Origin of the sequence: Citrobacter enshiensis, from assembly GCF_029338175.1 — a bacterium.
In the GTDB taxonomy this organism is placed as follows: domain Bacteria; phylum Pseudomonadota; class Gammaproteobacteria; order Enterobacterales; family Enterobacteriaceae; genus Citrobacter_D; species Citrobacter_D enshiensis.
Genome location: NZ_CP119862.1, coordinates 2,720,638 through 2,746,990 on the forward strand (window position 1 = coordinate 2,720,638; position 26,353 = coordinate 2,746,990).

Here is a 26,353-nt window from a genome sequence, read left to right on the forward strand (position 1 = left end):
CGCATTGTTAATAAACGAAACATAGGCGAACAACGGCTGTGGAACCCGCAGGCTCCACAGACATTGCTACTTGAAGGCCTTACTGTTTCTTCTTAGGAGCGAGCACCATGATCATCTGGCGGCCTTCGATCTTCGTAGGGAAGGATTCGACTACTGCCAGTTCACTCAGATCGTCACGGACGCGCGTAAGCACTTCCATACCGATCTGTTGGTGGGCCATCTCACGACCGCGGAAACGCAGTGTGATCTTGGCCTTATCGCCCTCTTCCAGAAAGCGAATCAGGCTGCGGAGTTTTACCTGATAATCGCCATCGTCGGTACCAGGACGGAATTTAATTTCCTTAACCTGGATAACTTTTTGCTTCTTCTTCTGTTCCTTAGAAGACTTACTCTTTTCATAAAGGAACTTGCCGTAGTCCATAATACGACAAACTGGCGGTTCGGCGTTAGGGCTGATTTCAACTAAATCTACTCCAGCTTCTTCAGCTTTTTCGATAGCTTCTCTCAGACTCACAATACCCAAAGCTTCGCCTTCCAGACCTGTTAAGCGAACTTCCAGGGCGCGAATCTCGCCATTGATACGATTCGGACGTGCCGTTTGAACTCGTTTTCCGCCTTTAATACCTTATTCCTCCAGTTGTTGAAGACTGCGGCTGCGAATCTCTTGTTGCAGCTTCTCGATAACTTCATTTACGTCCAGGCTGCCCAAGTCTTTGCCACGACGGGTACGCACGGCAACTTTGCCTGCTTCTACCTCTTTGTCGCCACAGACCAACATGTAAGGGACACGACGTAAAGTGTGCTCGCGGATTTTAAAGCCTATCTTCTCATTTCTCAAGTCTGCTTTTACACGAATACCCGCATTTTGTAGTTTCTGCGTTAATTCGTTAACGTATTCAGACTGAGAATCGGTAATGTTCATGACCACAACCTGAACCGGCGCAAGCCAGGTCGGGAAGAAGCCTGCGAATTCTTCTGTCAGGATACCAATGAAACGTTCCATAGACCCAAGAATTGCGCGGTGAATCATAACCGGCACCTGACGTTCGTTGTTCTCGCCCACATAGGAGGCGCTCAAACGAGACGGCAGAGAGAAGTCCAGCTGTACAGTACCGCACTGCCACGCACGATCGAGGCAGTCATACAGGGTAAACTCAATTTTCGGACCGTAGAATGCACCCTCACCCAGTTGATATTCAAACGGGATATTGTTTTCTTCCAGTGCAACCGCTAAGTCCGCCTCAGCACGATCCCACATTTCGTCGCTGCCGATACGTTTTTCGGGGCGAGTGGAAAGTTTGACGACGATCTTCTCGAAGCCAAAGGTGCTGTACATATCGTAGACCATACGGATACATGCGTTGACTTCATCACGGATCTGCTCTTCAGTACAGAAGATATGCGCATCATCCTGAGTAAAGCCACGTACACGCATCAGGCCATGCAACGCACCAGACGGTTCGTTACGGTGGCAACTACCGAACTCCGCCATACGCAGCGGCAGATCGCGGTAGGATTTCAGACCCTGATTGAAGATCTGAACGTGACCCGGACAGTTCATCGGTTTGATACAGTATTCACGGTTCTCGGAAGAAGTGGTGAACATCGCATCTTTATAGTTGTCCCAGTGCCCTGTTTTTTCCCACAGTACACGGTCCATCATGAACGGGCCTTTCACTTCCTGATACTGGTACTCTTTCAGTTTTGAACGAACAAAAACTTCCAGTTCACGGAAAATGGTCCAGCCGTCATTGTGCCAGAACACCATACCCGGCGCTTCTTCCTGCATATGGTACAGGTCAAGCTGCTTACCGATTTTACGGTGATCGCGTTTGGCCGCTTCTTCCAGACGTTGCAGGTAGGCACTCAGGGCTTTCTTATCGGCCCATGCAGTACCATAAATACGCTGCAGCATCTTATTGTTGCTGTCGCCGCGCCAGTATGCGCCTGCGGTTTTCATCAGTTTGAAGTGATGGCAGAAACGCATGTTCGGCACGTGCGGACCGCGGCACATATCGACATATTCTTCATGATGATACAAGCCAGGCTTATCATCATGAGCAATGTTTTCATCAAGAATAGAGATTTTATACGTCTCGCCACGCTTCACGAAGGTTTCACGCGCTTCGTGCCAGCTGACTTTTTTCTTAATGACGTCGTAGTTTTTCTCAGCGAGCTCGTGCATCCGCTTCTCGAGCGCGTCGACATCTTCCTGGGTTAACGTACGGTCAAGATCAATGTCATAGTAAAAACCGTTGTCGACAACCGGACCGATAGCCATTTTGGTATTCGGCCAAAGTTGTTTGATCGCGTGCCCTAACAGGTGCGCACAGGAGTGACGAATGATCTCAAGACCTTCTTCATCCTTCGCGGTGATGATGGAGAGCTTCGCATCATGTTCGATGAGATCGGAAGCATCAACCAGCTCACCATTTACACGGCCAGCAATGGTGGCTTTCGCCAGTCCTGGACCGATGTCCAGCGCAACATCCATGGGGCTTACAGCGTGGTCGTAATGGCGTTGGCTGCCATCAGGAAGAGTAATAACAGGCATGTTATATCCTTATTTGCAGTGGTGACCCACACGAAAGATCACATACAAAGTTTCAATGTTAAATTTATCAAAAAGTTATGGACTGATTCCCGCTTCACTCTGCGAAATATGTCACGTACCACCCGCGTGGCGACATCGTAACCTACATCCGCTTTTTGATAACACCGTCTGACAGTGTACACGGCATTGCCTGTCGTTCAAAGCCGCAATCACACTGATCTCTATGATGTAAATCAACTCACTGACTTGCCGCGACTTTGTTACACTAAGAAAATCAGTTTGAATTTAACAGGAAAAGGATAATGCCGACGAACCGCTTTGCGAAAAAACACTGGAAGATGGTGGTCGTGTTGATTGCCATCTGTGGTGCGATGCTTCTGCTACGCTGGGCGGCGATGATCTGGGGTTAACCTTCAGAATAATGGCGGAGCGTTAAACGCTGTTTATTCCCTGCGCAACAATAAAACGCCAATGCGCGTTAATATTCACTTGCCCGTGATGACGGGAATAAATCGCTTAAAAAAACAACGTCGCATTTTAAAACGGCCGGATCGCCTGTAAACGACCCGGCGCACATTTACATCTTATAACCCAATGATACTGTCGTACGGCGATCAGTATGCTCTGGCGCCGTTTCCGGCGGCTCAGAGTTCCAGGTCACATTATAGGCAACCTTCAAGCCGAAATGTTCATTGATGGCGACATCCAGAGCCGTCTCCGAGTTAAGGGTGGTATCATCCGCCCCAAACACTGACACGCCCTGCGTGAATTTAGTGGTATCCGTCATCTGCCAGGCGTAAGCGCCCGAAGCGTAACCGAGCGGCTGAGTTTCCGTCGTATCATCCGTGTGTTCGTCATAACGAACGCCGGGACCGAATTCAAAGCGGAAACTGTGTACCGGACCATTGAGAAACTGACGACCATAACCTGCCGTCGCAATATCACGCTCGCGGTAGCCGTTGTAGCGGTCGGTAAGCCAACTCGCCTGACCAAAAAGATAATCATAATCAGTGGTGTTAAAACGACTACGACCACCCACGGCATATTTTTCCGAAGAACGCTCATCATTCGAAGAGGTGTTGCTGGCATTCCCCCACAGTGACCATGCGGTGGTTTGACCGTACCAGGTCATGGTGGTATCCGCCGTTAAGGAAGAGCTTTGGGTATTGCCTGACTGAGCAAGGTATCCCGCATTCAGGTTACCTTCAAAGGGTTTCTTCGCGGTGGTGGGATCATCCATGACAGTAAAAACGGAATCATCGGCGGCGGCATGCATTGACGCAACAACGCCACCCGCCAGCATTAATGCAGCGGGTACTGTCTTCAAAAGCTTCATTTATAAAGAGTCCGTACAACAAAAAAAGAGACCATGACGGTCCCGGAGACTTTCTTAGGGATCAAAGACAAACGATCGCTGGAAAGGTAACAAATTATAAAAAGGCGTGAATAACATAGCAATGAATTCTTATTTCATTTTTTGAATAAGGGCGTTCCTAAATCAAAAAAATATTTATATCTACACATAATACAAATTTTGAATAAATAGCCAATAAATCATATCGTTAATTGCTTCACTTTCCAGACGTTCGGTGCCAGACTGAATTCAGCCTAACAGGAGGTAATGATGGTACGTATCTATACGTTAACACTTGCGCCCTCTCTCGATAGCGCAACACTCACGCCGCAAATCTACCCCGAAGGGAAACTCCGCTGCACGTCACCGGTTTTTGAGCCCGGCGGCGGCGGCATCAACGTCGCCCGCGCAATTTCACATCTTGGCGGTACCGCCACAGCGATTTTCCCCGCCGGCGGCGCCACTGGCGAGCACCTGGTAGCCCTATTGGCCGATGAACATGTCCCCGTCGCGACAGTGGAAGCCAAAGACTGGACCCGCCAGAATCTGCATGTCCACGTCGAATCCAACGGCGAACAATATCGCTTTGTCATGCCCGGCGCATCGCTTAGCGACAAAGAATTTCAACTGCTTGAAGAACAGGTTCTCGAAATTGAATCCGGGGCGTTACTCGTCATCAGCGGCAGTTTGCCGCCCGGCGTCAAACTGGAAAAGCTCACGCAGCTCATCTCGGCCGCGCAGAAACAAGGCATCCGCTGCATTGTTGACAGTTCAGGCGAAGCCCTCCGCGCAGCCTTAGATATTGGCAATATTGAACTGGTTAAACCCAACCAAAAAGAACTGAGCGCGCTGGTCAACCGTGAACTCACCCAACCTGATGACGTGCGTAACGCGGCCCAGGAGATTGTGAAAAGCGGTAAAGCGCATCGGGTTGTTGTTTCTCTGGGCCCACAAGGGGCGCTGGCGGTCGACGCCGACCGTTGCGTCCAGGTGGTCCCGCCTCCGGTGAAAAGTCAAAGCACCGTGGGTGCGGGTGACAGCATGGTTGGCGCCATGACGCTTAAACTGGCTGAGGATGCGTCTCTGGAAGATATGGTGCGGTTCGGTGTTGCTGCGGGGAGCGCGGCGACCCTCAATCAGGGGACGCGTTTGTGCTCTTCTGAGGATACCCAAAAGATTTATGCTTATCTGACGCAGTCATAACGCTTTCCCCTCCTTTATTGTGAGGGGATTCGCCGACAAACCTGTCAGCATGGTGATTCTCCGTCTATGCTGAAAAGTCATGTGATTACAAAGAGGTGAATTATGGCCAGTGGTGATATCACCCGTTATGTCATAACCGTAACGTTTCATGAGCACTCCTTAACGGAAATTAATGAGCTTAATAATCATCTTACACGCGGTGGTTTCTTGTTGACCCTGACGGATGAAGACGGAAACGTACATGAACTTGGCACAAACACCTTTGGCCTTATTAGCGCACTGAATAAAGACGAGGTGACGGCACTCACCGCAGGGCTGGCTGAAAGTGCGTTAGGCAATAAACCCGGAATTTCCGTTGCGACATGGGAGGAGTGGCGCAAAAACAAACAATAAGTGCCATTACAGCGACGACGCGTCTCAGGTGTGCGTCAGTTCGTGTTTTTTTACCGCATTTATGCGCTAACCTTATGATCTGGCAGACAACATGGGGAGAGACATCATGTGGCAGGCTATCAGTCGTCTTTTAAGCGAGCAATTAGGTGAAGGCGAAATCGAACTGCGTAATGAACTGCCCGGCGGAGAGATCCATGCCGCATGGCATTTACGCTATGCGGAACGTGATTTTTTCGTTAAGTGTGATGAAAGAGAACTCCTTCCGGGCTTTACGGCCGAAGCTGACCAACTGGAATTGCTCTCTCGCAGTAAAACCGTTGCGGTGCCAAAAGTGTGGGCCGTAGGTTCAGACAGAGACTACAGTTTCCTGGTGATGGATTATCTCCCACCCCGTCAGCTGGATGCCCATAATGCGTTTATTCTGGGTCAACAACTCGCCCATTTACATGCCTGGAGCGAGCAGCCGCAATTCGGTCTTGATTTCGATAACGCACTCTCTACCACGCCACAACCCAACGCCTGGCAGCGACGCTGGTCGACCTTTTTCGCAGAACAACGTATCGGTTGGCAGCTAGAGTTGGCTGCAGAAAAAGGAATAGCGTTCGGTAATATCGACGCTATTGTTGAGCATATCCAACAGCGACTCTCCTCGCATCAACCGCAGCCCTCGCTTTTGCATGGCGATCTGTGGTCGGCGAACTGTGCGCTGGGTCCGAATGGGCCTTATATCTTTGACCCTGCCTGCTACTGGGGTGACCGCGAATGTGATCTGGCGATGCTGCCACTGCATACCGATCAACCCCCACAGATCTATGATGGCTACCAGTCGGTTTCCCCGTTACCGTTAGATTTTCTGGATCGCCAACCCGTCTATCAGCTGTATACGTTGCTAAACCGGGCGATTCTGTTTGGCGGCCAGCACCTGGTGATTGCGCAAAAAGCAATGGACAGACTGTTGGCAGCGTAGTGCATGTGCCCGATGGCGCGACGCTTTTCGGGCCTGCAACAGCGACGAACTGCAGGCCGGATAAGGCGTTATCCGCCATCCGGCATTATTTTTATCCGACAAATCCGAGCAGAGAAAAGAAGACGTAGCCGAGCACGATAATAATCACCGGCAGAATATAAAGCGGGAAAAACTGCAGAAAGATGGTGTGGTGCGGCACGACGATACGCGACTCGATCTCCTCACGCGAGATCCCCTCGGCGCCTTTGGCTTTCTCCAGAATCAACTGATCCTCAACGCCTTCACGAAGAAAACGCGCCTGACGGCTCATTCTGGCTCCAGAGTCCTGCAGCGCAAGACCAATAAAGATCAAGACGAAAATCACCCAGAACATCACATTGAGACTGTTTTGAAAATCCGGCGTCGGCGAGTTGTACCAGAACAGGTTCAAAAACGGAGTATTAACACGCATCATGTCGATCATCACGTGGGCAAAATCGAGCATCACCGCATTAATCCCCTCCTGCTTCTCGCTGTGGGCGTACATAAATTTCAGTACCGACACCAGCGTAGAAATCAGCGCAGGGATGAAAATCACCCATCCCAGGATCCTTTTTAAGATAGCAATGCGTCCAGCTTGTTGATACGTCATGAGTTCCCCTTGATAAAGACGCGTCGTTTTGGCCTAAGTCTACCTGCTGATAACTGTTTTCGCCCGATCTTTAAAGACGGTATGATACGGTAGTAGCCATAATGAACGCTCAATACCCTACGTTTTAATCTCAACAGGAGAGGTTGTGATGTCAACCCCGCGTCAAATTCTTGCTGCAATTTTTGATATGGATGGATTACTGATCGATTCCGAGCCGCTATGGGATCAAGCTGAACTGGATGTGATGGCAAGTTTAGGCGTAGATATCGCTCGCCGCCATGAACTCCCGGACACCCTGGGTTTACGTATCGATATGGTCGTCGACCTGTGGTACGCACAACAGCCCTGGAAAGGACCTGACCGTCAGGAAGTCACTGACCGGGTAATCGCGCGGGCTATCTCACTGGTAGAGGAAACGCGTCCACTGCTCCCTGGCGTGCGTGAGGCCATTGCGCTGTGCAAATCTCAGGGATTGTTGGTCGGACTGGCGTCAGCCTCCCCGCTGCATATGCTGGAAAAAGTCCTGACCATGTTTGGTCTTCGCGACAGCTTCGACGCCCTCGCCTCGGCGGAAAAACTCCCCTACAGCAAGCCGCACCCACAGGTTTACATCGACTGCGCAACCAAACTGGGCGTGGACCCGTTAACCTGCGTCGCGCTGGAGGACTCCGTCAACGGCATGGTGGCGTCGAAAGCCGCCCGTATGCGTTCGATCGTCGTTCCTGCTGAAGAGGGTCAACACGATGCACGTTTTGCCCTCGCCGACGTGAAACTGACCTCATTATCCGATCTTACGGCCGCCCATTTGCGTGGCTAACCGTCAGGGGCAATCGCGCATTGCCCCTTCCTCACATTTTTAAAACAGCGTTTCATTTTTAGTTGTATTCCCCCGCAACCTCTTTTATTCTTCTTTCATTCGTTATCGCTGATAAAAATGGGTAGCCGAGGTAAGTATGATTTTGGATGCGTTTAGTCTGGCGGGTAAAACGGCAATCGTCACCGGTTGCGATACCGGGCTTGGCCAGGGTATGGCTGTCGCGCTTGCCGAGGCAGGCTGCAACATCGTTGGTGTGAACCGGAAGATCCCCCAGGAGACGGCAGCGAAAGTTGCGGCGCTGGGCAGGCAATTTATGACGATTCAGGCCGACCTGAGCCAGCAAAGCGCTATCGCTGATATCGTGAGCCAGACGGTCGCCAAATTCGGTCGGGTGGACATTCTGGTGAATAACGCCGGGACGATTCGCCGCGACGATGCGCTGTCATTCAGCGAAAAAGACTGGGATGACGTGATGAACCTGAATCTCAAGTCTGTTTTCTTTCTTTCACAGGCCGTGGCGCGCCAGTTTTTACAGCAAGGCCATGGTGGAAAGATCATCAATATTGCCTCCATGCTCTCTTTCCAGGGCGGGATCCGTGTTCCCTCTTATACCGCCTCCAAAAGCGGCGTGCTGGGTCTTACCCGTCTGTTGGCCAATGAATGGGCGCCGCACCAGATCAACGTCAATGCCATCGCCCCGGGTTATATGGCCACAAACAATACGCAGCAGCTGCGTGATGATGCCGGGCGCAGCAAAGAGATCGTCGATCGCATTCCGGCCGGACACTGGGGTACGCCTGACGACCTGAAAGGCCCGGTGGTTTTTCTCGCATCAGACGCTTCTGCCTACATCAACGGCTATACCATTGCCGTTGACGGCGGCTGGCTGGCACGCTAATCACCACTTTTGTGACATAGGGTTACAACGTCACCTCTTCCGCCTACTGTACAAAAACCCTATACTGTATGAATTGACAGTTTATTGGGTTCTATCATGACGGCGGAAGGCCACCTCCTTTTTTCAATTGCCTGTGCGGTATTTGCCAAAAATGCCGAGCTCACGCCCGTTCTTGCGCAGGGCGACTGGTGGCATATTGTCCCTTCAGCAATTCTGACCTGCCTGTTGCCTGACATTGATCATCCAAAGTCATTGCTCGGCCAGCGGTTAAAATGGATCTCCAAACCAATTGCCAGGGCTTTTGGTCATCGCGGATTTACCCACAGTCTGTTGGCGGTATTCGCGCTGCTGACCACGTTTTATCTGAAAGTCCCGGAGAGTTGGATAATCCCGGCCGACGCCTTGCAGGGCATGGTGCTGGGCTACTTAAGCCATATTCTGGCAGACATGCTGACCCCGGCAGGCGTTCCGCTGCTCTGGCCGTGTCGCTGGCGCTTTCGTCTGCCCATACTTGTCCCGCAAAAAGGCAATCAACTGGAGCGTTTTCTCTGCATGGCGCTGTTTGCCTGGGCCGTATGGATGCCGCAGACAATCCCCGAAAACAGTGCAGTACGCTGGTCATCACATATGATCAATACGCTGCAATTTCAGTTCAACCGTTTTATAAATCACCAAATCGATTAGTAAATCGGCGCAACTGTCATTTTTGGCATAAACAATTCCATTTGAATATAAGAGGCAACTCACAGTTCTGCTAATCTTGCGGCAACAGAATCGTGGTAACGACGCGATACAAATAAAAAGATCAGGAGAACGGGGATGAATTTTCCATTAATTGCGAACATCGTAGTGTTCGTTGTGCTGCTGTTTGTGCTGGCGCAAGCCCGTCACAAACAGTGGAGTCTGGCAAAGAAAGTACTGGTGGGTCTGGTCATGGGCGTGGTCTTTGGCCTTGCCCTGCATACGATTTACGGGTCTGACAGCCAGGTCTTAAAAGATTCAGTTCAGTGGTTCAACATTGTCGGTAACGGCTATGTGCAATTGCTGCAAATGATTGTTATGCCGCTGGTCTTCGCCTCTATCCTGAGTGCGGTGGCGCGCCTGCATAACGCCTCTCAGCTGGGGAAAATCAGTTTTCTGACCATCGGCACCTTACTGTTCACCACGCTGATTGCCGCACTGGTGGGGGTACTGGTGACCAACTTGTTTGGTCTGACCGCTGAAGGTCTGGTGCAGGGTGGCGCAGAAACCGCGCGCCTGACCGCCATTGAAACCAACTATGTCGGCAAAGTGGCCGACCTCAGCGTACCGCAGCTGGTGTTGTCATTCATCCCGAAAAACCCGTTTGCCGACCTGACCGGCGCGAACCCGACCTCTATCATCAGCGTGGTCATTTTCGCTGCGTTCCTCGGCGTTGCGGCGCTGAAACTGCTGAAAGATGACGCGCCGAAAGGCGAGCGCGTGTTAACCGCCATCGATACCCTGCAAAGCTGGGTGATGAAGCTGGTACGTCTGGTTATGCAGTTAACGCCTTATGGCGTGCTGGCGCTGATGACCAAAGTCGTGGCCGGTTCTAACCTGCAGGACATCATCAAGCTGGGAAGCTTTGTCGTGGCGTCATACCTCGGCCTGGCCATCATGTTTGTCGTACACGGCGTTCTGCTTGGCGTCAACGGCATCAGCCCGCTGAAATATTTCCGCAAAGTATGGCCGGTCCTGACCTTTGCCTTTACCAGCCGTTCCAGCGCCGCGTCGATTCCGTTGAACGTTGAAGCGCAAACGCGTCGTCTGGGCGTACCGGAATCTATCGCCAGCTTTGCGGCTTCTTTTGGCGCGACAATTGGTCAGAACGGTTGTGCGGGTCTGTACCCGGCAATGCTGGCCGTCATGGTGGCACCTACCGTTGGCATTAACCCGCTGGATCCCGTATGGATTGCCACGCTGGTCGGTATTGTCACGGTAAGCTCTGCGGGTGTTGCCGGTGTGGGTGGCGGTGCGACGTTTGCCGCGTTGATCGTTCTGCCCGCCATGGGGCTGCCGGTCACGCTGGTTGCACTGTTGATTTCCGTCGAACCGCTGATCGATATGGGGCGTACTGCGCTGAACGTCAGTGGCTCAATGACGGCCGGTACTCTGACCAGTCAATGGCTGAAGCAAACGGATAAAACCATTCTGGACAGCGAGGATGATGCCGAACTGGCTCATCACTAATCCATTCTGACGATGTGAAAAAACCGCCTGTATGCCCTACAGGCGGTTTTTTTATATCCCACTATTCCGCCAGCTCATTTTCCTGGCGGATCTGATTTGCCCAGCGCTGCGCCGACTCCGGAACGGTAAACGCAGGCGATCGCTGAAACGACTCCCCCATTAAGACAAACGCGACGTATTTTCCACGCATGATCCACACGTCACGAAATGCGTCCATTTTCATCGCGTGGTCCGGCGGCGCAGGCTCCACGCGTGGAACATAGCTGATAACTGGGCGATTTTGTTGGCGAAGAGGTTTCATCATCAGTTGTTTCACTAAAGGCAAATTCAAAAAATCATAAAAACACTATCTTAGCCGATTTTGCCCCCCGGCGTCCCGTCCTGCGTGTGCGGTTACACGCATCGTGGCGATCGCGGGTGGGAAAGTTGAAGGGGAAAGTGCGAACAGCAAACATAAAAGGTGGGTGAAATAAAAAAATGCGGCGCCCTATCGCGCCGCAAACTCAGGCTCTACACATCAAGAAAACTGCCGAGACGATACCCACGTTCCGCAATGGCATTTTTCAATGACGGAGACGTAAGCACATCAAGCTCAGTCAAGCGGGGGTAACAATAGGCGCTCTGACGAAGAGTATTATCGACAAAGGCCGGATGACACATGACTTCAAGCGATGCCTCGCCTTTTTCTGCAGAAGCGTCAAGCACCTGCAAAAAGAGCGATTCTGAAATCGCCTCACCATAAAACTCGCTGCTAAACCCTTGCGAGCTTCGCAGCGCCATCGGCAAATCGGTATCTTTAAATACCGTCTGGCGATCGATTCGCAATGCAACGCCTTGTTGTGCAGCAAAATGCGCCACCAGCGGGAAAATCTGCGGGAACATATGGACATGGTGATGACTGTCCAGATGCGTTGGCGCTTTACCAAACAGTTCTATAAAACGCTGATACTGACATTCCAGTTCATGCGAAATTTCGTCCAGCGGCAATTCGTCTTCTTCCGCCATCTGCCAGATCCATTTCCCCAGACGGCCATCACGGGTCAGCCCAGGCATCTGCGTTAACGGTTTCCCCAGCGTCAGAACAAAATGCATCCCTACCGCAAGCTCAGGGACTTCACGGCTAAGTTGAACGGCATGATCGATAGCGTCACCATTGACCAGCGCGGTCGTGGAAGTGACCACACCATGACGAAAGCTGTCCACAATGCCGTAGTTTTGGCCTTTGCTCAGGCCAAAATCATCCGCATTCACAATCAATAAGCGTTCCATAGCCAACCTCTGTTAGTGTTCTTTGAGCTTTTCAATGCAGTCCGCAAAATGAGGCAGCCACTTTTCATGCGCCAGAATCAATTCACGCGCCAGGCTTTCCGCATCACGGTCAGAATGCACCAGCGGGCTCAGGTTAAGCGCCAGCAAGACATCATTAAATTCACCGCTCAGCGCCGCCTTACTTGCCGCGACTTCAAACCCTTTAATGGTATAGATAAGACCCAGCACTTTCTCGTCAAAATGCGTAATACGTGGATGTGGCGTTGCGCCGTTGCGTCCTAACGTACAGGTCATTTCCACCGCCCAGTCAGCCGGAATATTATCGACATGACCGTGATGTGGGATGTTGACATAATGTTCAGTCTGTTTGTCGTTATAGATTGCGTTAATCACTTCACACGCGGCGTCGGAGTAATATGCCCCGCCGCGCAGCTCAAGCTCTTTCGGCTTCACGTTCAGTTCTGGGTTCTTATAAAGGTCAAAAAGTTGTTTCTCAACTTTCTGCACCACCTGAGCGCGAGCGCCGCCTTTATAATATTCCCCTAATTCAATGGCCAGCATCTCTTTCTGTTTGAAGTAATACAGCAGGTAAGAGCACGGCAGCAGATTCAGAGAACGAATTAATCCTTCGCTAAACGGCAGGTCAAAAATATTCTTCACCGTTGATGCTTTCAACTCACCGGAAGCGACACCGTCCAGAAGTTCGGCAAAGCGTGATTCACCATTCACCAGCACGTCTTTAATAAAGACCATATGGTTCAGACCAAACAGGTCAATAGACAGATCGTCGCTTTCCGATAATTTCAGCACGTCATTAATAAACATCTTCATGCCAACCGGAATATTACACACGCCAATAAATTTCTTGAACCTGGTGTGTCGATAAACCGCTTCAGTCACCATTCCTGCCGGGTTGGTAAAGTTAATCACCCACGCATTCGGACAGAGTTCTTCCACATCGTTAATGATGTCGAAAATCACCGGAATGGTTCGCAGCCCTTTGAACAAACCACCAGCGCCGTTGGTCTCCTGACCAAGATACCCCTGACTGAGAGGAATACGCTCATCCAGTTCGCGGGCTTTCAGTTGGCCCACGCGCAGCTGGGTGGTGACAAAATCTGCCCCTTTCAACGCTTCACGGCGGTCGAGGGTCTTAAACAACTTCATCGGTACGCCGGCTTTGTCGATCATTCGCTGGCAAAGATCAAAAATAATGTCCAGTTTCTCTTTACCGCCTTCCACATCGACTAACCATAATTCGGAAACCGGTAATTCGTGATAGCGCTTAATAAAGCCTTCAAGTAATTCAGGGGTGTAGCTACTCCCGCCACCAATGGTGACGATCTTTAATTTCTGGCTCATAATATCTCCCTTCAGTGTAAAAACACTGGCGTGTATTATGCTTCGCCCAACGCTGGACAGTCGCACGGCGTCCCAGCATTATTTTTGGGCAAGCTTTAAAATAATTGAGTCGAACAAATAAATCGTTATTGATTTATTTCAGTCAGTCTTTTCCGGTAGCTATTCGGTGTAAATGACGTCAGTTTTTTAAAGGTCTTAATGAACAGGCTTGGGCTACTGTATCCCGCTTCATAAGCGATATCTGTCACCGAATAGTTGGTCATTTCCAGCTGTTTTTTCGCAAAATTGATACGGATTTCATTAATAATCTGCATCGGCGTTTTGCTGTAATAACGCTGGGTGGCGCGGGTCAGATACTCCTGGGATTTTGCAGACAGGTGTACCATATTTTCCAGCGCGCTTTCGCCAAACTGCGTTTTGTCGTGCATCCCCTCCACGGTGACTTTAAGCCATTGTGGAATATCGCCAATCACCTGCTCTTCCCGGTGGTGCCGTAACCGATTAATGATATAGAAGGTGACCACTTCTATAAATTCATCCAGCTCGTTGTCCCGAAAGTTGAGCGACGCAATCACTGTCTCGATATAGGTGAGAAAGGCGCTGTTAGCCCGATACACCTGCGATGCCACAAAGCAAAACGGTAATAAAGGGTGATAGTGCTGTTCAAAAAACCGTTTACTGATGCCGACATTCAGAATACGCGTGGCGCCAAATTCGTAAAAACTTTGATGGTGCGATCCCAGAGGGATAAAAACAAAGTCTCCACGCTCCAGCAACACCCGCTTGCCGTTGATTTCCTGATAGTAGCGACCGGTTAATACGAGGGTAAACTCATAGTAATCGTGCTGGTGCAGCCCACTGATACTCTCAGTTTTGTTGTAGATAAACACATGGAAATTTTTGCCGTTAAAAAGCTGCTGCTCAAAAGCGGTCGCAATTTCCGGTGCGTTAACCTGTAGCTGCATCATATTACCCCTCGCTATTTCAACTTCTCGTGAAGCTCTATCAACTCTGCGACCAGTTCACGCGCCAGCATTGATGTCATCAGATGGTCCTGCGCATGCACCAGAACCAGGCTGACTTTCATTTTACCTTCACCCTGATCGCCTTCAATCAGTTTAGTCTGCACAAGATGCGCTTCATTGAGCGCCATGCGTGACTGCTCCATCATGGCTTTCGCAGCTTCAAAATCACCCTGCTTGGCCTGCTTAAGCGCGGCGTATGCCAGGCTGCGAGCCTGACCCGAATTGATGATAAGCCCCATCACCACTTCTTCAAGTTCTTCCGCTTCTGACTGCGTATCCACGATATTTTCGAGATCGATCATAATCCGTCCTCTGGTGTGTCCCGGCATGGCGCGCCATGCCGGACTCAATTTAGAATTTCAGTGCGTTGGCAATATCTTCTTCGCTTTCTTCTTCCTCAATAACGTTTTGCGCTTTATTGGAAATGATCACGAATGGCAGATAAACCAGCGTCGATATACCTAAGTTAAACAGCGCCAGCAGTAAGGCGGCAACGTTGCCATTGGTGTTAAAGAAGGCGCCCAAACCGGTTGGCATCGTCCAGGGGGCAATGTTGGTCACCGGCGGGATAATCCCCATGTAATATGCCGTAACCGTGACCGCCGCCAGTATTGGTTGAACCAAAACAAAGGGAATAAACATCACCGGGTTCAGGATAATCGGCAAACCAAACAAAATCGGTTCGTTAATCTGGAAGATACCCGCTGGCAGCGCCAGTTTCGCAACCTGACGATGGTCAGCGCGGCGAGACGCGATAAAAATGGCGATAATCAGACCTAACGTCGCACCCGATCCGCCCAGCAGAACAAACGAGTCCAGCATCGGCTTCGCCCACAGATGGAAAGTGTGTCCTGCAGCGATCGCGGCATCGACGGAACCGTATTGTTGGTACAGAGAGACGTTTTCCAGCGCCCACGGCGTCATGATCCCGCCTTCAAGAGCAGAAAGCGCCAGCGAGCCGTGGATACCAAAGAACCATAACAGCGTATTAAAGACGACATACGCCCAGCCCACGACGCTGCCCAGCGAAGCCAACGGGGTGGAGATGGTGTCCAGAATCATCTGGTGGAAGTTGGTTCCCCAGTGCGTCAATGCCCAGGAGATAATGCCCATGATGGACAGAATGATAAAACCAGGGATCAATGCGGAGAAAGAGCGTGATACGGAACCCGGCACGCTATCGGGCAAACGGATAACCCAGTTACGGCGAACAATAAAGGTGAACATCTCAGCGACAACGATACCGATAATAATACCGGAAATAACGTTAGCGCCGCCCAGCCAGTTCGCGCCGACCGCATAGGCTTCGCCTACGCTATAAGGCGTTACCGTCATAAAAGAAGCAACAGCCAGCAATCCCGCGGCCATTGGGTCAACTTTACGTTCTTCACCCAGCGCCATACCAATAAAAAACGGTGCCACCAGCGACATTATTCCCAGCGTACCGTTGTAAACGCTACCGCCGATGGATTTAAAACCATTTAATGTTTCAATGGTTGATGGGTCCAGTCGCACTCCCATCGAGTAAAAGAAAGAGCCTTCGCCAAAACTTAAAAATACGTTATTAATGAGAACGAACATTGCCCCTGCGAGGGTCAACGGCATAATTTTAATAAAACCGTTTTTGATCGCATTAATATGCGGTTGTTTTCCTATTTTAACTGCAAAGGGAAGGAGTACCTTTTCAAGCGATGCAATGGCTATACTCATAGAAAAATACCCTTAAAGGCCGCAAATATTTACGGCACATATGTGTATGTATGAAATTACTCTTTGACGGGAAAATTTAAAATTAATTTGCAGCGGCTTTTTTAATTGCTGCAACAGCAGCCTTAAGCACGCCTAAACCATCGACTTTGCCATACAGCAGCGAGTCAATTACTTCTACCGGTTTGTCAGGTAACAAACGCTGAATTTCGGGCAACATATAAGCGATTTGCGGACCTAATAAAACAACATCTGCAACAGGTCCCTTTTCTCCGGCCAGCGTTTCCGGAAATGCTTCAATCACGACCGGAACTTCGTATTTCTCAGCCTGAGCACGCATTTTCGATACCAGTAACGATGTCGACATGCCGGCAGAACAAAACAGATAAATGTGTTTCTTTTCCATAAAAACGTTCCTCATGTGCGATTATCTGTCAGCCAGACATTGCGCAAGCCTTAACCTGCATCCATGCTCTGGGCAACTTGCGTAACCGAAATTACTTTTTTAGGTGGCTGAAATGAGTATACGGTATCGAACCCGGGGATGGTATTTCCTTGACCAAGCAAATTGTCTCTCATTGACCTTGCGTTATGACTGCCCTCACATTTTGGGCAAATAATTCGCGATAATAAATAAGATTATCACCGTCATAAAAAAACCGGCGCGATGGCCGGTTCTCTCAGATGCTCTGGCACCAGACAGGGGTGACTACTTGGCGGTCTGCGGGTCGGTGTCATACTCTGCACAGGTCTGGTAACCCGAGTTAACGACATGCCCGGTGTCGTCCAGCGCGACAAAATAGGTTTCCGTTTTACCATCCCGTTGACCCAAAATGTATGTCTGGCAACTACCGCGAGCGTGGGTCATGCTCACCTCGGAAGAAGGTTTCCCGGCAATTTGTGCAACCTGCGCCCGGCTCATGCCTTTCTTCACATCTTTGACGACGGGCTGCACAAATTGGTCTTTGGTACGATCATACGCCGTACACCCTGCCAACATCGTCATTACAGCCGCTGCGCTTAGAATTCCTGCCATTTTCATGTTCATTTTCCGTCCTCTTGTTTATCAGCGTGTTATATAAGCCTGGAATACATCAAACCATTTTTCAAGCTTACTATTCCTACGATACGTGTTTCGGAAAATTCTCTTTAAACAAAATGTTCTCTTTTTACGCCGTAAATTGCGCCACTCGCGCCAGTGAGCCTTGTCGTTTGCACAGCAAAGCGTTAGCTTTAACGCATCGTGATTATTTTGATCGTTTCGGAGGGGTTGAATGACTCTGCAGCAAAAGATTATCCAGGCGCTTGGCGCAAAACCGCACATTAATGCCGAAGAAGAAATTCGCCGCAGCGTGGATTTTCTAAAATCCTATCTGAGCACCTACCCCTTTTTGAAGTCGCTGGTGCTGGGGATCAGCGGCGGTCAGGACTCAACGTTAACCGGCAAATTATGCCAGATGGCGATAACGGAGCTGCGGGAAGAAACGGGTAATGTAAGTCTGCAATTTATTGCCGTGCGTCTGCCTTATGGCGTACAGGCTGATGAACAAGACTGCCAGGATGCCATCACCTTTATTCAACCTGACCGCGTATTGACCGTCAATATCAAAGGCGCCGTGCTGGCCAGCGAGCAGGCGTTGCGCGAAGCGGGGATTGAGTTAAGCGACTTTGTCCGCGGCAACGAGAAAGCCCGTGAACGGATGAAAGCCCAGTACAGCATCGCCGGGATGACCAGCGGCGTGGTGGTGGGGACCGATCATGCGGCAGAAGCGCTGACCGGGTTCTTCACCAAGTACGGTGACGGCGGAACCGATATCAACCCTATTTTTCGCCTGAATAAGCGTCAGGGGAAACAGCTGCTTGCCGCCCTCGGGTGTCCGGAGCATTTATATAAGAAAGCGCCCACCGCCGATCTCGAAGACGATCGCCCTTCGCTTCCTGACGAAGCCGCGTTAGGCGTCACCTATGACAATATTGATGACTATCTGGAAGGAAAAACGCTGGCGGCCGAGACGGCAAAAATTATTGAAGGCTGGTATTTGAAGACGGAACACAAGCGCCGTACGCCGATTACCGTCTTTGATGATTTCTGGAAAAAAAGCGAGATCTGACCGTTACGTCAGGCCGGATAGCACGTCCTCTATTCGGCCTGCCACCGCATGAATTATTGCACCGACGCTGGCGCATGACCCGCCAGCCAGGTGATCTCGCTAAACAGCAGTTTCCCCTCAGATTTCAACAACCGCAGCGTATGCCGCCCATCATCCCAGCAAGCCCCTTGATCGGCAGTCAGTAATTTTTCACCCAACTGCCAGGCTCCGCTAATGACAAACACCACGCCGCCGCGTGAGCCAAATGTCGTAAAGGAGCGGTCGGCGACTCTGACGTTCGCCTGGCAACAATCACGGCGGGTCATAATATTGAAATCCATCGACATTTTCCCCTCCGTCAGTTTCGCTTTCACCGCATGCTCGCCCGCAAAGGTAAACGGCTGATGCTGTTTGAGGGTATGGGTAAAGGTATTGCCGCCGTCCAGCGTGACCTCGCCCCCTTCCAACAGCGTAATCACGCGTTCCACCCCGGGGAAAAGTGCAAACTCACCGTTTCCGGCAATGGAGGCGATGCTCGCGCGCCAGTGAAAGTCACGCGTCGCCGGTGGAAAACAGCAAATTTCTCGCGTTTCACCCGCCCCATTACGCCAGAGGTTTACCGGCATTTTACGGATATCAAAGTATTCCATCGTCACTCCTGAAAGATGCGGTGCGCCATAATCATGCACGGTATCGTTATCGGCAGCAGTGAGGATTTACCTTAGAGAGAAATAAAGAAAAACCGCCGACCCTGTCCACCTCGTAAAGACGTGTTGTGAACAGGGCCGGCGGTCTTGAATGTTGACTGCGAAATTACTCGGCAGATGCAGGCATTTTACCTTCCTGCGCCGGACGTTCTGTCAGACGCTTCTCAAAATTAGCATTAAACTGTTTTTTCTGTTCCGGGGTCAGAATGTTGTAGATCTTGTTCTGGGTTTCCATGTGCGCCAGCATGTTCGCCTGACGCTGCTCTTCCATCTTCGCAATCTGCGCCTGCGCTTTGGCTTTATCGAAGGTGTCGCTGGCAATGATGTCATGCATCGCGCGGCGTTCTTCTACTGGCGGACGTTTCATCTGGTCACGCTGGCCTTTCATAATTTCGCGAACCTGCTGTTTCTGCGCATCGGTCAGGTTCAGGTCTTTAAACATCATATCGTGATGCGGACCGAATTGACCTTTATGGTGCATCATCGGTTTTGCGTCCGTCGTGGCCGCGCTGGAAGTGTCAGCAGCGTGAGCCAGGTTTGCAGCGCCCAGCGCCAGTCCAGAGGCAACTAACAGTGCAGTTAATTTACGCATAATCTTTATCCTTCCTTTCAGTTATTTTTACGGCATTCCTGATGAGGCTGTGCCGTGTTGACGAGATTAACTTTACTGGCTTATTCGTCAATAAGTCAGAGCAACGGTAAAACAATGAAAGTGTAAAAAACAGTTTTTCGCCAATTATGAAGAAAAAAAGAATAAATCGTGGAGAGTTGAAATAAATAATTACAATACGCTGATTTTGAAGGGATTATGAAAAACTATACCGGAACACTGGTGATTAATAAAGCAGTTATCCAGGAATAATCCGTAATCATGCAACCGGCGGTCTGATGCGTATAATTCCCTCAGGTGAACACCTGAGGGGAAATATCGCTAACGCAGTTTTTCCAGCATCAGTCCGGCACGTAAACCGTAAGCCACATTGGGATTGGGAAAGAGAACATATTCAATGTCATGGGTGACGATCACCTGTTCTTCGCCATCCTGTGCCAATAACGTCCCTTCTTTAAAGGGCGTAAAGTTCAGCGTCTGGTTATCCATATGCAGGACAAACGCGTCGCTGCGACGGGTAATTTGCGACACCACGCGGTAGCGTACTGGAGAGAAGTCCCCCGCGATGACGAGATTGCCGGCAAGCAACGACGCTAACGCCTGTGCGGTGGGCGCAAACAACGTGAGATCATTGTGACCAAACGGCAGCGCCTTACCGAGCTCCAGCGTGCAGGACAGCGCGCCGAAATGCTCACAACTAAAATGCGTAAACGTGCCTCCCGGTGCCTGATGGAACACCAGCGCCTCCAGACCCGCCGCACCCAGCCAGTGGAGAAACGTCTCCTCCCAGGGAGTAGATCGCTGGGGCAATACCCCAAACCGGACGTGATAAGAGCCGCGAATCGCGGTGTGCAGATCGAGATGCCAGCGTAACCGTTCACTGCCACCGGCGAAAAAATTCTCCAGACACTGCTCCAGCTCGCGGGTACGCTCCGTTTCTTCACTCTCAGGAAATACCTGCCATCGACCGCCAAACATCCGGTTCATGTCGCTGTGGCAATACCGTTTCCCCACCGAGAGCGCCTGCGGATTTCCCAGCACCACCAGCAGTCGCCAGCGCAGCGTCTGTCGCCCCTGAAAGAGCGCCGAAAGCAGCGCATCCAGCATCTCCACCGGCGCCGTTTCGTTGCCATGGATCCCCGCAGAAAGCACCAGAGCTCGGTCCACGGGCGTTTCAGGCGTGAGCTCCAGTAATCCCTGACCTAACCACCGCCAGCGAAAACCGGGGGCTTCCCCCTCCCGGATATCCGGCGGTTTTCCCGCCAGTGTCAGCGCAAGAAAGTTATCCATTCGTTGCTCCTGATTGCTGGAAAGGATAGACCGACCCCAGGTTAAGCAACTGCGTCAGCGCATCCAGCGCTTCCCGGCCCTCACGCAGCAACAGCGGATCGGCGAGATCGGCGGCGGTCAGGCGGTCGCGATAGTAGCGATCCACCCACTGATTCAGCGCCGTAAAGAGCGTATCGTTCATCATCACCGACGGATTCACCGCCCGTTGTTCCTCTGGCGTTAATACCACGCGCAAACGTAAACAGGCTGGTCCCCCGCCATTCGACATACTTTCACGTAAATCAAAGACCCGCAGGTCGCTTATCGGGTTGTCAGCGTCAAGCAGTCCGTTCAGGTAGCGCCATACCCCCGCATGGTCACGACATTCCTGCGGCAAAATCAGCATCATGGTGCCGTCTTCACGACTTAACAGCTGGCTGTTGAACAGATAGGTAGCAACCGCATCCTGTACCGTGACGTCAGACGACGCGACCTCTATCGGTGTAAAGTCGGCCACGCATGAGCGCAGCCGGTTCATTAGCTCGCCCTGATTCACGAACGCCTGCTGATGGCAAAACAGTACCTGCCGGTTAGATACCGCAATCACATCGTTATGGAACACGCCAAGATCGATCACCTCCGGATTCTGCTGGGCGAAAATAGCCTGGCGGGGATTCACCTGATTCAGCCGCGCCACAGCGTCGCTGGCCTCACGCGTTTGCCGTGCCGGATAGCGCGTTGGCCGTAAGGTATTCCCCTCTTCACATCCGTAAACAAACAGTTGCACACCAGGCTCGCCGTAATCCCCCCCCAGACGATTATGGTTCGCAGCACCTTCATCGCCCAACAGCGCCACCTGAGGCAGCGCGTTGTGGACGGAAAAAAACTGCTTATCGCGAAATATCGCCCGTAATAATGATGCGGTGGTCGACGCTTCCAGAGAGCGATGGAATTTGTTGTTCAGATTGGCGACGGTGAAATGCACTTTGCCATCCAGCGCATCTGCCGAAGGGCATACTGTCGCCGCATTAGCCACCCACATCGGTGAAGCTGAACTGGCGCGGGAGAGCCATTGCGGGGCCTGGCGCGCTACTTTTTCAAGCACCTGCTCGTCACTGCCGGTGAACCCTAACTGACGGAGCACGGGAAGATACGGACGCTCATGCGGCGGGATCACCGCCTGCACAAATCCGGCGTCCGCCAGCGCCTTCATCTTTAATAGCCCCTGCTTCGCCGCCAGCCGTGGATTTGACACCTGAAAACGATGACGGGTCGACGCCTCATTGCCGAATGACAGCCCGGCATAATGGTGCGTCAGCCCGACCAGGCCGTCGAAATTGACTTCATGCGCTTTCATACCGGCTCCTCATCAGAAAAATCGAGTCCGGGGCTGAGCGACGTGGGTAAGGTTAATGCCGGCGATTCAAGACTCGCCATCGGCCAGGCACAATAATCTGCCGCGTACCAGGCGCTCGCCCGGTGGTTGCCCGATGCACCAACGCCGCCAAACGGTGCGGTACTGGCAGCCCCGGTCAACGGCTTATTCCAGTTGACGATCCCGGCGCGCGCCTCGAGCAACAGTTGCTCAAACTGTTCACGGTCCGGCGAGACCAGACCGCACGACAATCCAAAGCGGGTGTTATTCGCCAGCCGAATCGCCTCATCAAAATCGTCATAGCGCCAGACCCCAAGCAGCGGGCCAAACACCTCTTCATCCGGCACGTTCGCCACGCCGGTCATCTCGATAATGCCTGGTGAGAGCAACGATGCGCCCTCTTTCAACACGCGCGGCGCCAGCAGCGTATTCCCGCCCAGCGATTCAAGTTTTTGCCACGCGTCATACACGTGACGCGCCGCCTGACTGGAGATCAATCCCCCCATGAAGGGCTGGGGTTCGTCGTCCCAGCCCCCTGGCGTCAGCCGTTGGCTGACCTCTACCAGACGCGCCAGAAACGCATCGCCCAATTCCCCTTTTTTCACCAACAGGCGACGCGCGCAGGTACAGCGCTGCCCGGCAGTGACAAACGCCGACTGAATGGTCAGATGCACTGCCGCATCAATATCCAAAGGTTCTTCAACGATCAGCGGATTGTTGCCGCCCATTTCCAGCGCGAGGATTTTTTCCGGCTGGCCGGACAACTGGCGGTGCAGTTGATAACCGGTGTTCGCGCTACCGGTGAAAAGCAGTCCATCAATATCGTCCAGCGCGCTCAGCGCCTGCCCGGTTTCGCGCCCCCCCTGCAGCATATTCAGCACACCCGGCGGCAAACCGGCCTGTTCCCACAGGCGCATGACGGCTTCGCCCGTCCACGGCGTTAACTCACTGGGTTTAAAAATCAGCGTATTCCCCGCCAGCAGCGCCGGAACGATATGGCCGTTCGGCAAATGCCCGGGAAAGTTGTACGGGCCAAACACCGCCAGGACGCCATGCGGACGATGGCGCAACGTCGCCGCGCCATCCGGCAGTTCACTGCGCTGTTCTCCGGTGCGGGTGTGGTAGGCCTTCACTGAAATGGCAATTTTGTTGATCATTGCCGTCACTTCCGTCACCGCCTCCCAGCGGGGCTTACCGGTCTCGCGGGCAATAATGGTCGTGAGCTCCGCTTTATTGCTCTCCAGTAACGCCGCAAATTTCTCCACCACCGCCTGCCGCTCATTAAACGCGCGTTTCGCCCAGCCGGGGAACGCCGCCCGTGCCGCGCGGTTCGCCTGTAAAACCTGCGTCGCATCGGCATCATTGCCCTGCCAGAGGACATCCCCGGTCACCGGGTTGCTTTTAATGCGATGTTCTCCCTGACCGGTTATCCAGTCGCCGTTAATCCATAGCGTCATACTTTTTTCTCCTCAGCGCACAGGCGCACCAGACGAACCTTATCTCCCGCGTGGCATTTCAGCGCATCTAATTGCGCTGCGGTCAGCACCAGACGCTGTGTGTCCGGATCGGTACGTATCAACGTGGCGCGAAAATGGTGGTAGTTTTCATTGGCGACCAGGCAGGCAGGAAACTCACCCTGCGCAGGCTGCCCTTCAACAACCTCCACCAGTCGGCTTTTGCGGATCGCGCGTACACGATCAATATCGCATTCAAGCGTCGGGCCACCGTCAAAAATATCGATATAGTTCCGGTAGCGGAAACCTTCTTTCTCGAGCACCGCGCGAGCGGGCGCGGTCTGCGGATGCACCTCGCCGATCACCGCCTGCGCCTCGTCCGAAAGAAAGTGCGTATAAATAGGATGCTTGGGCATCAGTTCGGCAATAAACGCTTTCTGCCCCGTTCCACACAGAAAATCGGCCCGGCTAAACTCCATCGAGAAAAAGCGTTTCCCAAGGCTCTGCCAGAACGGAGAATAGCCATGCTCGTCGATCACACCGCGCATTTCAGCGACCACTTTCTCGTTGAACTTGTCGCGAAATGCCGCCATGAACATAAATCGCGATTTCGAGAGCAGATACCCGTTCCCCTCTTTGCGCCAGTCCGGGTCGAGAAATAGCGTACACAGTTCGCTGCTGCCGGTATGGTCATTGCTGAGAAAAAGCGTCGGCAATGCGTTGTAAACATTCAACTCTTTCGACGCATGTACCAGCGTCCCGACCCGGTAGTTATACCAGGGGTCATTCAGCCCCACCGCCACTTCAATGGCGCAAATGCCCGCCACCGCGCCGGTTTCACTCTCTTCCAGCACAAATACGTAGCCCTGCTCGCTTTTTGGCAATTCACCCTGCCAGGTCTTTAATGCGCGATCGATACGCGCAATCAGCGTCTCTTCATTCGCCGGTAACGAGGTCAGCCCGCCGCCGGTTTTCGCGGCAAGCTTCATCAGCGCGGTAATATCCGCGCGTTCGATGGGACGGATCACCATCATGATGAACCCCCTGCTTTAATACGTTCGCAGGCCAGCGAGAAGCGATCCAACCCGGTAGACACTTCTTCTGCGCTGACGTTAAGCGCAGGGGCGAAACGCACCACGTTGCCACCCGCAATCAGCACCATGACACCGGCTTGTGCCGCTTCCTGTGCGATCAGTTTAGCTTTTCCGGCATATTCGGCCGTCAGCACACAACCAATCAGCAACCCCAGACCACGGATTTCGCTGAACAACCCAAAACGGGCGTTGATGGCATTCAGCCTTTCAACAAACCAGTCGTGACGCTGTTTGACGCCATTGAGCATCTCAGGAGTATTAACGATATCCAGTAATTTTCCGGCCACCGCCGACGCCAGCGGATTACCGCCGTAGGTCGTGCCGTGGGTACCCACCGTCATCACGCTGGCACACCGTTTTGTGGTCAATAGCGCGCCAATGGGGAAACCACCGCCAAGCGCTTTCGCGGTGGTCAGCAGATCCGGCGTCACGCCGTAATGCATATAGGCATAGAGTTCGCCCGTACGCCCCACGCCGGTTTGCACTTCATCAAAAATCAACAATGCATTGTGGCGCTCGCACAGTTCGCGAAGCCCCTGCAAAAATTCTTTCGTCGCAGGCAGCACACCGCCTTCACCCTGCATCGGCTCCACAATCACGGCGCAGGTGGTGTCGTCGATCAGTTCACTGGCCGAATTGAGGTCGTTATACACGGCGTGACGAATGTCCGGCGGCAGCGGTGCAAAATCCTGCGAATAGGCCGGTTGTCCACCTGCGCTGACAGTGAACAGCGTCCGCCCGTGGAACGCATTCTTGAACGCGACGATCCCACTTTTGTGGCTGCCAAAATGGTCATGAGCGTACTTGCGCGCCAGTTTTAACGCCGCTTCGTTCGCTTCTGCCCCTGAGTTACAGAAGAAGACACGTTCGGCAAAGGTGGCATCAATCAGCTGCTTTGCCAGTCTCAGCACGGGTTCATTGGTGTAACCATTACCGACATGCCAGAATTTTGCCGCCTGTTCATTCAATGCCTCACGCAATGCCGGATGCGCATGCCCCAGCGCGTTAACGGCGATCCCCCCCGCGAAGTCGATATACTCTTTACCCTGCTGATCCCACAAGCGCGAGCCCTCCCCACGAACCGGAATAAAAGGTGCGGGTGCGTATACGGGCATCATCCATTCATCAAAGTTTTCACGCGTAACTGACAGAGACATAGCGACCTCTTGGGTAAATTAAAAGTTATTTTTATGTTAATAAATATGAGTGTTTGCGCTGTAAATGTAGATTGCAGAGTTCGTGCCAGCCAGTGCTAAAAATGCATAAACGGGAGATGAGAACGGAAAATCAAACGGTTACGACCCAGCGATATTCACTTTAATTGCATAAAAAGTGAATATGTTTGCGTATCCGGTGAGTATGG

General features: G+C 52.1%; 28 protein-coding genes. 9 read left to right on the forward strand and 19 right to left on the reverse strand.

What is annotated here, in order from left to right; translation table 11 throughout:
- Positions 1-79: 79 nt before the first annotated feature.
- The gene (infC, locus tag P2W74_RS13175; protein WP_110275723.1) at positions 80-622 is read right to left on the reverse strand and encodes a translation initiation factor IF-3; all 543 of its coding nucleotides are present in this window, start codon (positions 620-622) and stop codon (positions 80-82) included.
- A 3-nt stretch (positions 623-625) separates the two neighbouring features.
- Positions 626-2,554, reverse strand: a complete 1,929-nt coding sequence (thrS, locus tag P2W74_RS13180; RefSeq protein ID WP_276291940.1) for a threonine--tRNA ligase — start codon at positions 2,552-2,554, stop codon at positions 626-628.
- A 302-nt stretch (positions 2,555-2,856) separates the two neighbouring features.
- On the opposite strand from thrS, the gene yniD reads away from it, so the two are divergent.
- Complete coding sequence (gene yniD, locus P2W74_RS13185) at positions 2,857-2,964, forward strand: small membrane protein YniD (RefSeq protein WP_162379854.1); 108 nt, start codon at positions 2,857-2,859, stop codon at positions 2,962-2,964.
- 167 nt (positions 2,965-3,131) lie between these two features.
- Here yniD and P2W74_RS13190 read toward each other — a convergent pair whose 3' ends face one another.
- Positions 3,132-3,890: a DUF481 domain-containing protein gene (locus P2W74_RS13190; protein ID WP_276291941.1), complete on the reverse strand. Its 759-nt coding sequence runs from the start codon at positions 3,888-3,890 to the stop codon at positions 3,132-3,134.
- A 288-nt stretch (positions 3,891-4,178) separates the two neighbouring features.
- Here P2W74_RS13190 and pfkB point away from each other — a divergent pair, with 288 nt between their 5' ends.
- From pfkB to P2W74_RS13205, 3 genes are all read left to right on the forward strand, one after another.
- Positions 4,179-5,111: a 6-phosphofructokinase II gene (pfkB, locus tag P2W74_RS13195; RefSeq protein ID WP_276295191.1), complete on the forward strand. Its 933-nt coding sequence runs from the start codon at positions 4,179-4,181 to the stop codon at positions 5,109-5,111.
- 102 nt (positions 5,112-5,213) lie between these two features.
- Positions 5,214-5,504, forward strand: coding sequence for a type V toxin-antitoxin system endoribonuclease antitoxin GhoS (ghoS, locus tag P2W74_RS13200; RefSeq protein ID WP_276291942.1), 291 nt, complete (start codon positions 5,214-5,216; stop codon positions 5,502-5,504).
- Positions 5,505-5,610: 106 nt separating this feature from the next.
- Positions 5,611-6,471, forward strand: coding sequence for a fructosamine kinase family protein (locus P2W74_RS13205; protein ID WP_276291943.1), 861 nt, complete (start codon positions 5,611-5,613; stop codon positions 6,469-6,471).
- A gap of 91 nt (positions 6,472-6,562) precedes the next feature.
- Here the strand turns inward: P2W74_RS13205 and P2W74_RS13210 are convergent, their stop codons facing one another.
- Positions 6,563-7,102 (reverse strand): YniB family protein, encoded by a 540-nt coding sequence (locus P2W74_RS13210; protein WP_276291944.1) that lies wholly within the window; start codon positions 7,100-7,102, stop codon positions 6,563-6,565.
- Positions 7,103-7,250: 148 nt separating this feature from the next.
- Between P2W74_RS13210 and hxpB the strand changes: the two genes are divergently transcribed.
- The 4 genes from hxpB (at position 7,251) to tcyP (ending at position 11,028) form a co-directional block, all read left to right on the forward strand.
- Positions 7,251-7,919, forward strand: coding sequence for a hexitol phosphatase HxpB (gene hxpB, locus P2W74_RS13215; protein ID WP_276291945.1), 669 nt, complete (start codon positions 7,251-7,253; stop codon positions 7,917-7,919).
- Between the two features lie 136 nt (positions 7,920-8,055).
- Positions 8,056-8,817 carry a 2-dehydro-3-deoxy-D-gluconate 5-dehydrogenase KduD gene (kduD, locus tag P2W74_RS13220; RefSeq protein WP_276291946.1) on the forward strand — a complete coding sequence of 254 codons (762 nt, stop codon included), beginning with the start codon at positions 8,056-8,058 and terminating at the stop codon, positions 8,815-8,817.
- A gap of 96 nt (positions 8,818-8,913) precedes the next feature.
- Positions 8,914-9,501: a metal-dependent hydrolase gene (locus tag P2W74_RS13225; RefSeq protein ID WP_203358013.1), complete on the forward strand. Its 588-nt coding sequence runs from the start codon at positions 8,914-8,916 to the stop codon at positions 9,499-9,501.
- 135 nt (positions 9,502-9,636) lie between these two features.
- Positions 9,637-11,028 carry a cystine/sulfocysteine:cation symporter gene (gene tcyP / locus P2W74_RS13230; RefSeq protein WP_276291947.1) on the forward strand — a complete coding sequence of 464 codons (1,392 nt, stop codon included), beginning with the start codon at positions 9,637-9,639 and terminating at the stop codon, positions 11,026-11,028.
- A 61-nt stretch (positions 11,029-11,089) separates the two neighbouring features.
- On the opposite strand, the gene cedA is transcribed toward tcyP, so the two are convergent.
- The 8 genes from cedA to osmE all read right to left on the reverse strand — a co-directional run bounded on the left by cedA (position 11,090) and on the right by osmE (position 17,439).
- Complete coding sequence (gene cedA, locus P2W74_RS13235) at positions 11,090-11,332, reverse strand: cell division activator CedA (protein WP_276291948.1); 243 nt, start codon at positions 11,330-11,332, stop codon at positions 11,090-11,092.
- Positions 11,333-11,538: 206 nt separating this feature from the next.
- Positions 11,539-12,297 (reverse strand): chitin disaccharide deacetylase, encoded by a 759-nt coding sequence (gene chbG / locus P2W74_RS13240; RefSeq protein ID WP_276291949.1) that lies wholly within the window; start codon positions 12,295-12,297, stop codon positions 11,539-11,541.
- A 12-nt stretch (positions 12,298-12,309) separates the two neighbouring features.
- Complete coding sequence (locus P2W74_RS13245) at positions 12,310-13,659, reverse strand: 6-phospho-beta-glucosidase (RefSeq protein ID WP_276291950.1); 1,350 nt, start codon at positions 13,657-13,659, stop codon at positions 12,310-12,312.
- A gap of 125 nt (positions 13,660-13,784) precedes the next feature.
- Positions 13,785-14,627, reverse strand: coding sequence for a transcriptional regulator ChbR (gene chbR, locus P2W74_RS13250; RefSeq protein ID WP_276291951.1), 843 nt, complete (start codon positions 14,625-14,627; stop codon positions 13,785-13,787).
- 11 nt (positions 14,628-14,638) lie between these two features.
- Entirely contained in the window at positions 14,639-14,986 is a 348-nt protein-coding gene (gene chbA / locus P2W74_RS13255; RefSeq protein ID WP_276291952.1) for a PTS N,N'-diacetylchitobiose transporter subunit IIA, read from the reverse strand.
- 49 nt (positions 14,987-15,035) lie between these two features.
- Entirely contained in the window at positions 15,036-16,394 is a 1,359-nt protein-coding gene (gene chbC, locus P2W74_RS13260) for a PTS N,N'-diacetylchitobiose transporter subunit IIC (protein WP_276291953.1), read from the reverse strand.
- Between the two features lie 82 nt (positions 16,395-16,476).
- Positions 16,477-16,797: a PTS N,N'-diacetylchitobiose transporter subunit IIB gene (chbB, locus tag P2W74_RS13265; RefSeq protein WP_276291954.1), complete on the reverse strand. Its 321-nt coding sequence runs from the start codon at positions 16,795-16,797 to the stop codon at positions 16,477-16,479.
- Between the two features lie 303 nt (positions 16,798-17,100).
- Entirely contained in the window at positions 17,101-17,439 is a 339-nt protein-coding gene (gene osmE / locus P2W74_RS13270; protein ID WP_276291955.1) for an osmotically-inducible lipoprotein OsmE, read from the reverse strand.
- A gap of 226 nt (positions 17,440-17,665) precedes the next feature.
- Here osmE and nadE point away from each other — a divergent pair, with 226 nt between their 5' ends.
- Complete coding sequence (gene nadE / locus P2W74_RS13275) at positions 17,666-18,502, forward strand: ammonia-dependent NAD(+) synthetase (RefSeq protein ID WP_276291956.1); 837 nt, start codon at positions 17,666-17,668, stop codon at positions 18,500-18,502.
- Positions 18,503-18,555: 53 nt separating this feature from the next.
- Here the strand turns inward: nadE and ves are convergent, their stop codons facing one another.
- The 7 genes from ves to astC form a co-directional block, all read right to left on the reverse strand.
- Positions 18,556-19,131 (reverse strand): environmental stress-induced protein Ves, encoded by a 576-nt coding sequence (gene ves / locus P2W74_RS13280; protein ID WP_276291957.1) that lies wholly within the window; start codon positions 19,129-19,131, stop codon positions 18,556-18,558.
- Between the two features lie 163 nt (positions 19,132-19,294).
- Positions 19,295-19,780, reverse strand: coding sequence for an ATP-independent periplasmic protein-refolding chaperone Spy (gene spy / locus P2W74_RS13285; protein ID WP_276291958.1), 486 nt, complete (start codon positions 19,778-19,780; stop codon positions 19,295-19,297).
- A gap of 339 nt (positions 19,781-20,119) precedes the next feature.
- A complete protein-coding gene (gene astE, locus P2W74_RS13290; RefSeq protein WP_276291959.1) occupies positions 20,120-21,088 on the reverse strand; it encodes a succinylglutamate desuccinylase in 969 nt (322 codons plus the stop codon).
- Positions 21,081-22,424, reverse strand: coding sequence for an N-succinylarginine dihydrolase (gene astB / locus P2W74_RS13295; protein WP_276291960.1), 1,344 nt, complete (start codon positions 22,422-22,424; stop codon positions 21,081-21,083). Before astB ends, astE begins: the two co-directional genes overlap by 8 nt.
- Positions 22,421-23,899, reverse strand: coding sequence for a succinylglutamate-semialdehyde dehydrogenase (astD, locus tag P2W74_RS13300; protein ID WP_276291961.1), 1,479 nt, complete (start codon positions 23,897-23,899; stop codon positions 22,421-22,423). The genes astB and astD overlap by 4 nt, the downstream gene beginning before the upstream one ends.
- Entirely contained in the window at positions 23,896-24,930 is a 1,035-nt protein-coding gene (gene astA, locus P2W74_RS13305; protein WP_276291962.1) for an arginine N-succinyltransferase, read from the reverse strand. Before astA ends, astD begins: the two co-directional genes overlap by 4 nt.
- Positions 24,927-26,147, reverse strand: coding sequence for a succinylornithine/acetylornithine transaminase (gene astC / locus P2W74_RS13310; protein WP_276291963.1), 1,221 nt, complete (start codon positions 26,145-26,147; stop codon positions 24,927-24,929). The genes astA and astC overlap by 4 nt, the downstream gene beginning before the upstream one ends.
- Between the last annotated feature and the right edge of the window lie 206 nt (positions 26,148-26,353).

Bases quoted from the DNA above. Each gene is read 5' to 3' on its own strand.
- spy (WP_276291958.1), bottom strand. From the start codon at position 19,780: ATGCGTAAATTAACTGCACTGTTAGTTGCCTCTGGACTGGCGCTGGGC.
- kduD (WP_276291946.1), top strand. From the start codon at position 8,056: ATGATTTTGGATGCGTTTAGTCTGGCGGGTAAAACGGCAATCGTCACC.
- astE (WP_276291959.1), bottom strand. From the start codon at position 21,088: ATGGATAACTTTCTTGCGCTGACACTGGCGGGAAAACCGCCGGATATC.
- chbG (WP_276291949.1), bottom strand. From the start codon at position 12,297: ATGGAACGCTTATTGATTGTGAATGCGGATGATTTTGGCCTGAGCAAA.
- ghoS (WP_276291942.1), top strand. From the start codon at position 5,214: ATGGCCAGTGGTGATATCACCCGTTATGTCATAACCGTAACGTTTCAT.
- astA (WP_276291962.1), bottom strand. From the start codon at position 24,930: ATGATGGTGATCCGTCCCATCGAACGCGCGGATATTACCGCGCTGATG.
- chbR (WP_276291951.1), bottom strand. From the start codon at position 14,627: ATGATGCAGCTACAGGTTAACGCACCGGAAATTGCGACCGCTTTTGAG.
- astC (WP_276291963.1), bottom strand. From the start codon at position 26,147: ATGTCTCTGTCAGTTACGCGTGAAAACTTTGATGAATGGATGATGCCC.
- P2W74_RS13190 (WP_276291941.1), bottom strand. From the start codon at position 3,890: ATGAAGCTTTTGAAGACAGTACCCGCTGCATTAATGCTGGCGGGTGGC.
- pfkB (WP_276295191.1), top strand. From the start codon at position 4,179: ATGGTACGTATCTATACGTTAACACTTGCGCCCTCTCTCGATAGCGCA.
- P2W74_RS13245 (WP_276291950.1), bottom strand. From the start codon at position 13,659: ATGAGCCAGAAATTAAAGATCGTCACCATTGGTGGCGGGAGTAGCTAC.
- P2W74_RS13225 (WP_203358013.1), top strand. From the start codon at position 8,914: ATGACGGCGGAAGGCCACCTCCTTTTTTCAATTGCCTGTGCGGTATTT.
- hxpB (WP_276291945.1), top strand. From the start codon at position 7,251: ATGTCAACCCCGCGTCAAATTCTTGCTGCAATTTTTGATATGGATGGA.
- chbC (WP_276291953.1), bottom strand. From the start codon at position 16,394: ATGAGTATAGCCATTGCATCGCTTGAAAAGGTACTCCTTCCCTTTGCA.
- P2W74_RS13210 (WP_276291944.1), bottom strand. From the start codon at position 7,102: ATGACGTATCAACAAGCTGGACGCATTGCTATCTTAAAAAGGATCCTG.
- tcyP (WP_276291947.1), top strand. From the start codon at position 9,637: ATGAATTTTCCATTAATTGCGAACATCGTAGTGTTCGTTGTGCTGCTG.
- osmE (WP_276291955.1), bottom strand. From the start codon at position 17,439: ATGAACATGAAAATGGCAGGAATTCTAAGCGCAGCGGCTGTAATGACG.
- yniD (WP_162379854.1), top strand. From the start codon at position 2,857: ATGCCGACGAACCGCTTTGCGAAAAAACACTGGAAGATGGTGGTCGTG.
- cedA (WP_276291948.1), bottom strand. From the start codon at position 11,332: ATGATGAAACCTCTTCGCCAACAAAATCGCCCAGTTATCAGCTATGTT.
- ves (WP_276291957.1), bottom strand. From the start codon at position 19,131: ATGGAATACTTTGATATCCGTAAAATGCCGGTAAACCTCTGGCGTAAT.
- nadE (WP_276291956.1), top strand. From the start codon at position 17,666: ATGACTCTGCAGCAAAAGATTATCCAGGCGCTTGGCGCAAAACCGCAC.
- P2W74_RS13205 (WP_276291943.1), top strand. From the start codon at position 5,611: ATGTGGCAGGCTATCAGTCGTCTTTTAAGCGAGCAATTAGGTGAAGGC.
- astD (WP_276291961.1), bottom strand. From the start codon at position 23,899: ATGACGCTATGGATTAACGGCGACTGGATAACCGGTCAGGGAGAACAT.
- chbB (WP_276291954.1), bottom strand. From the start codon at position 16,797: ATGGAAAAGAAACACATTTATCTGTTTTGTTCTGCCGGCATGTCGACA.
- chbA (WP_276291952.1), bottom strand. From the start codon at position 14,986: ATGATCGATCTCGAAAATATCGTGGATACGCAGTCAGAAGCGGAAGAA.
- thrS (WP_276291940.1), bottom strand. From the start codon at position 2,554: ATGCCTGTTATTACTCTTCCTGATGGCAGCCAACGCCATTACGACCAC.
- astB (WP_276291960.1), bottom strand. From the start codon at position 22,424: ATGAAAGCGCATGAAGTCAATTTCGACGGCCTGGTCGGGCTGACGCAC.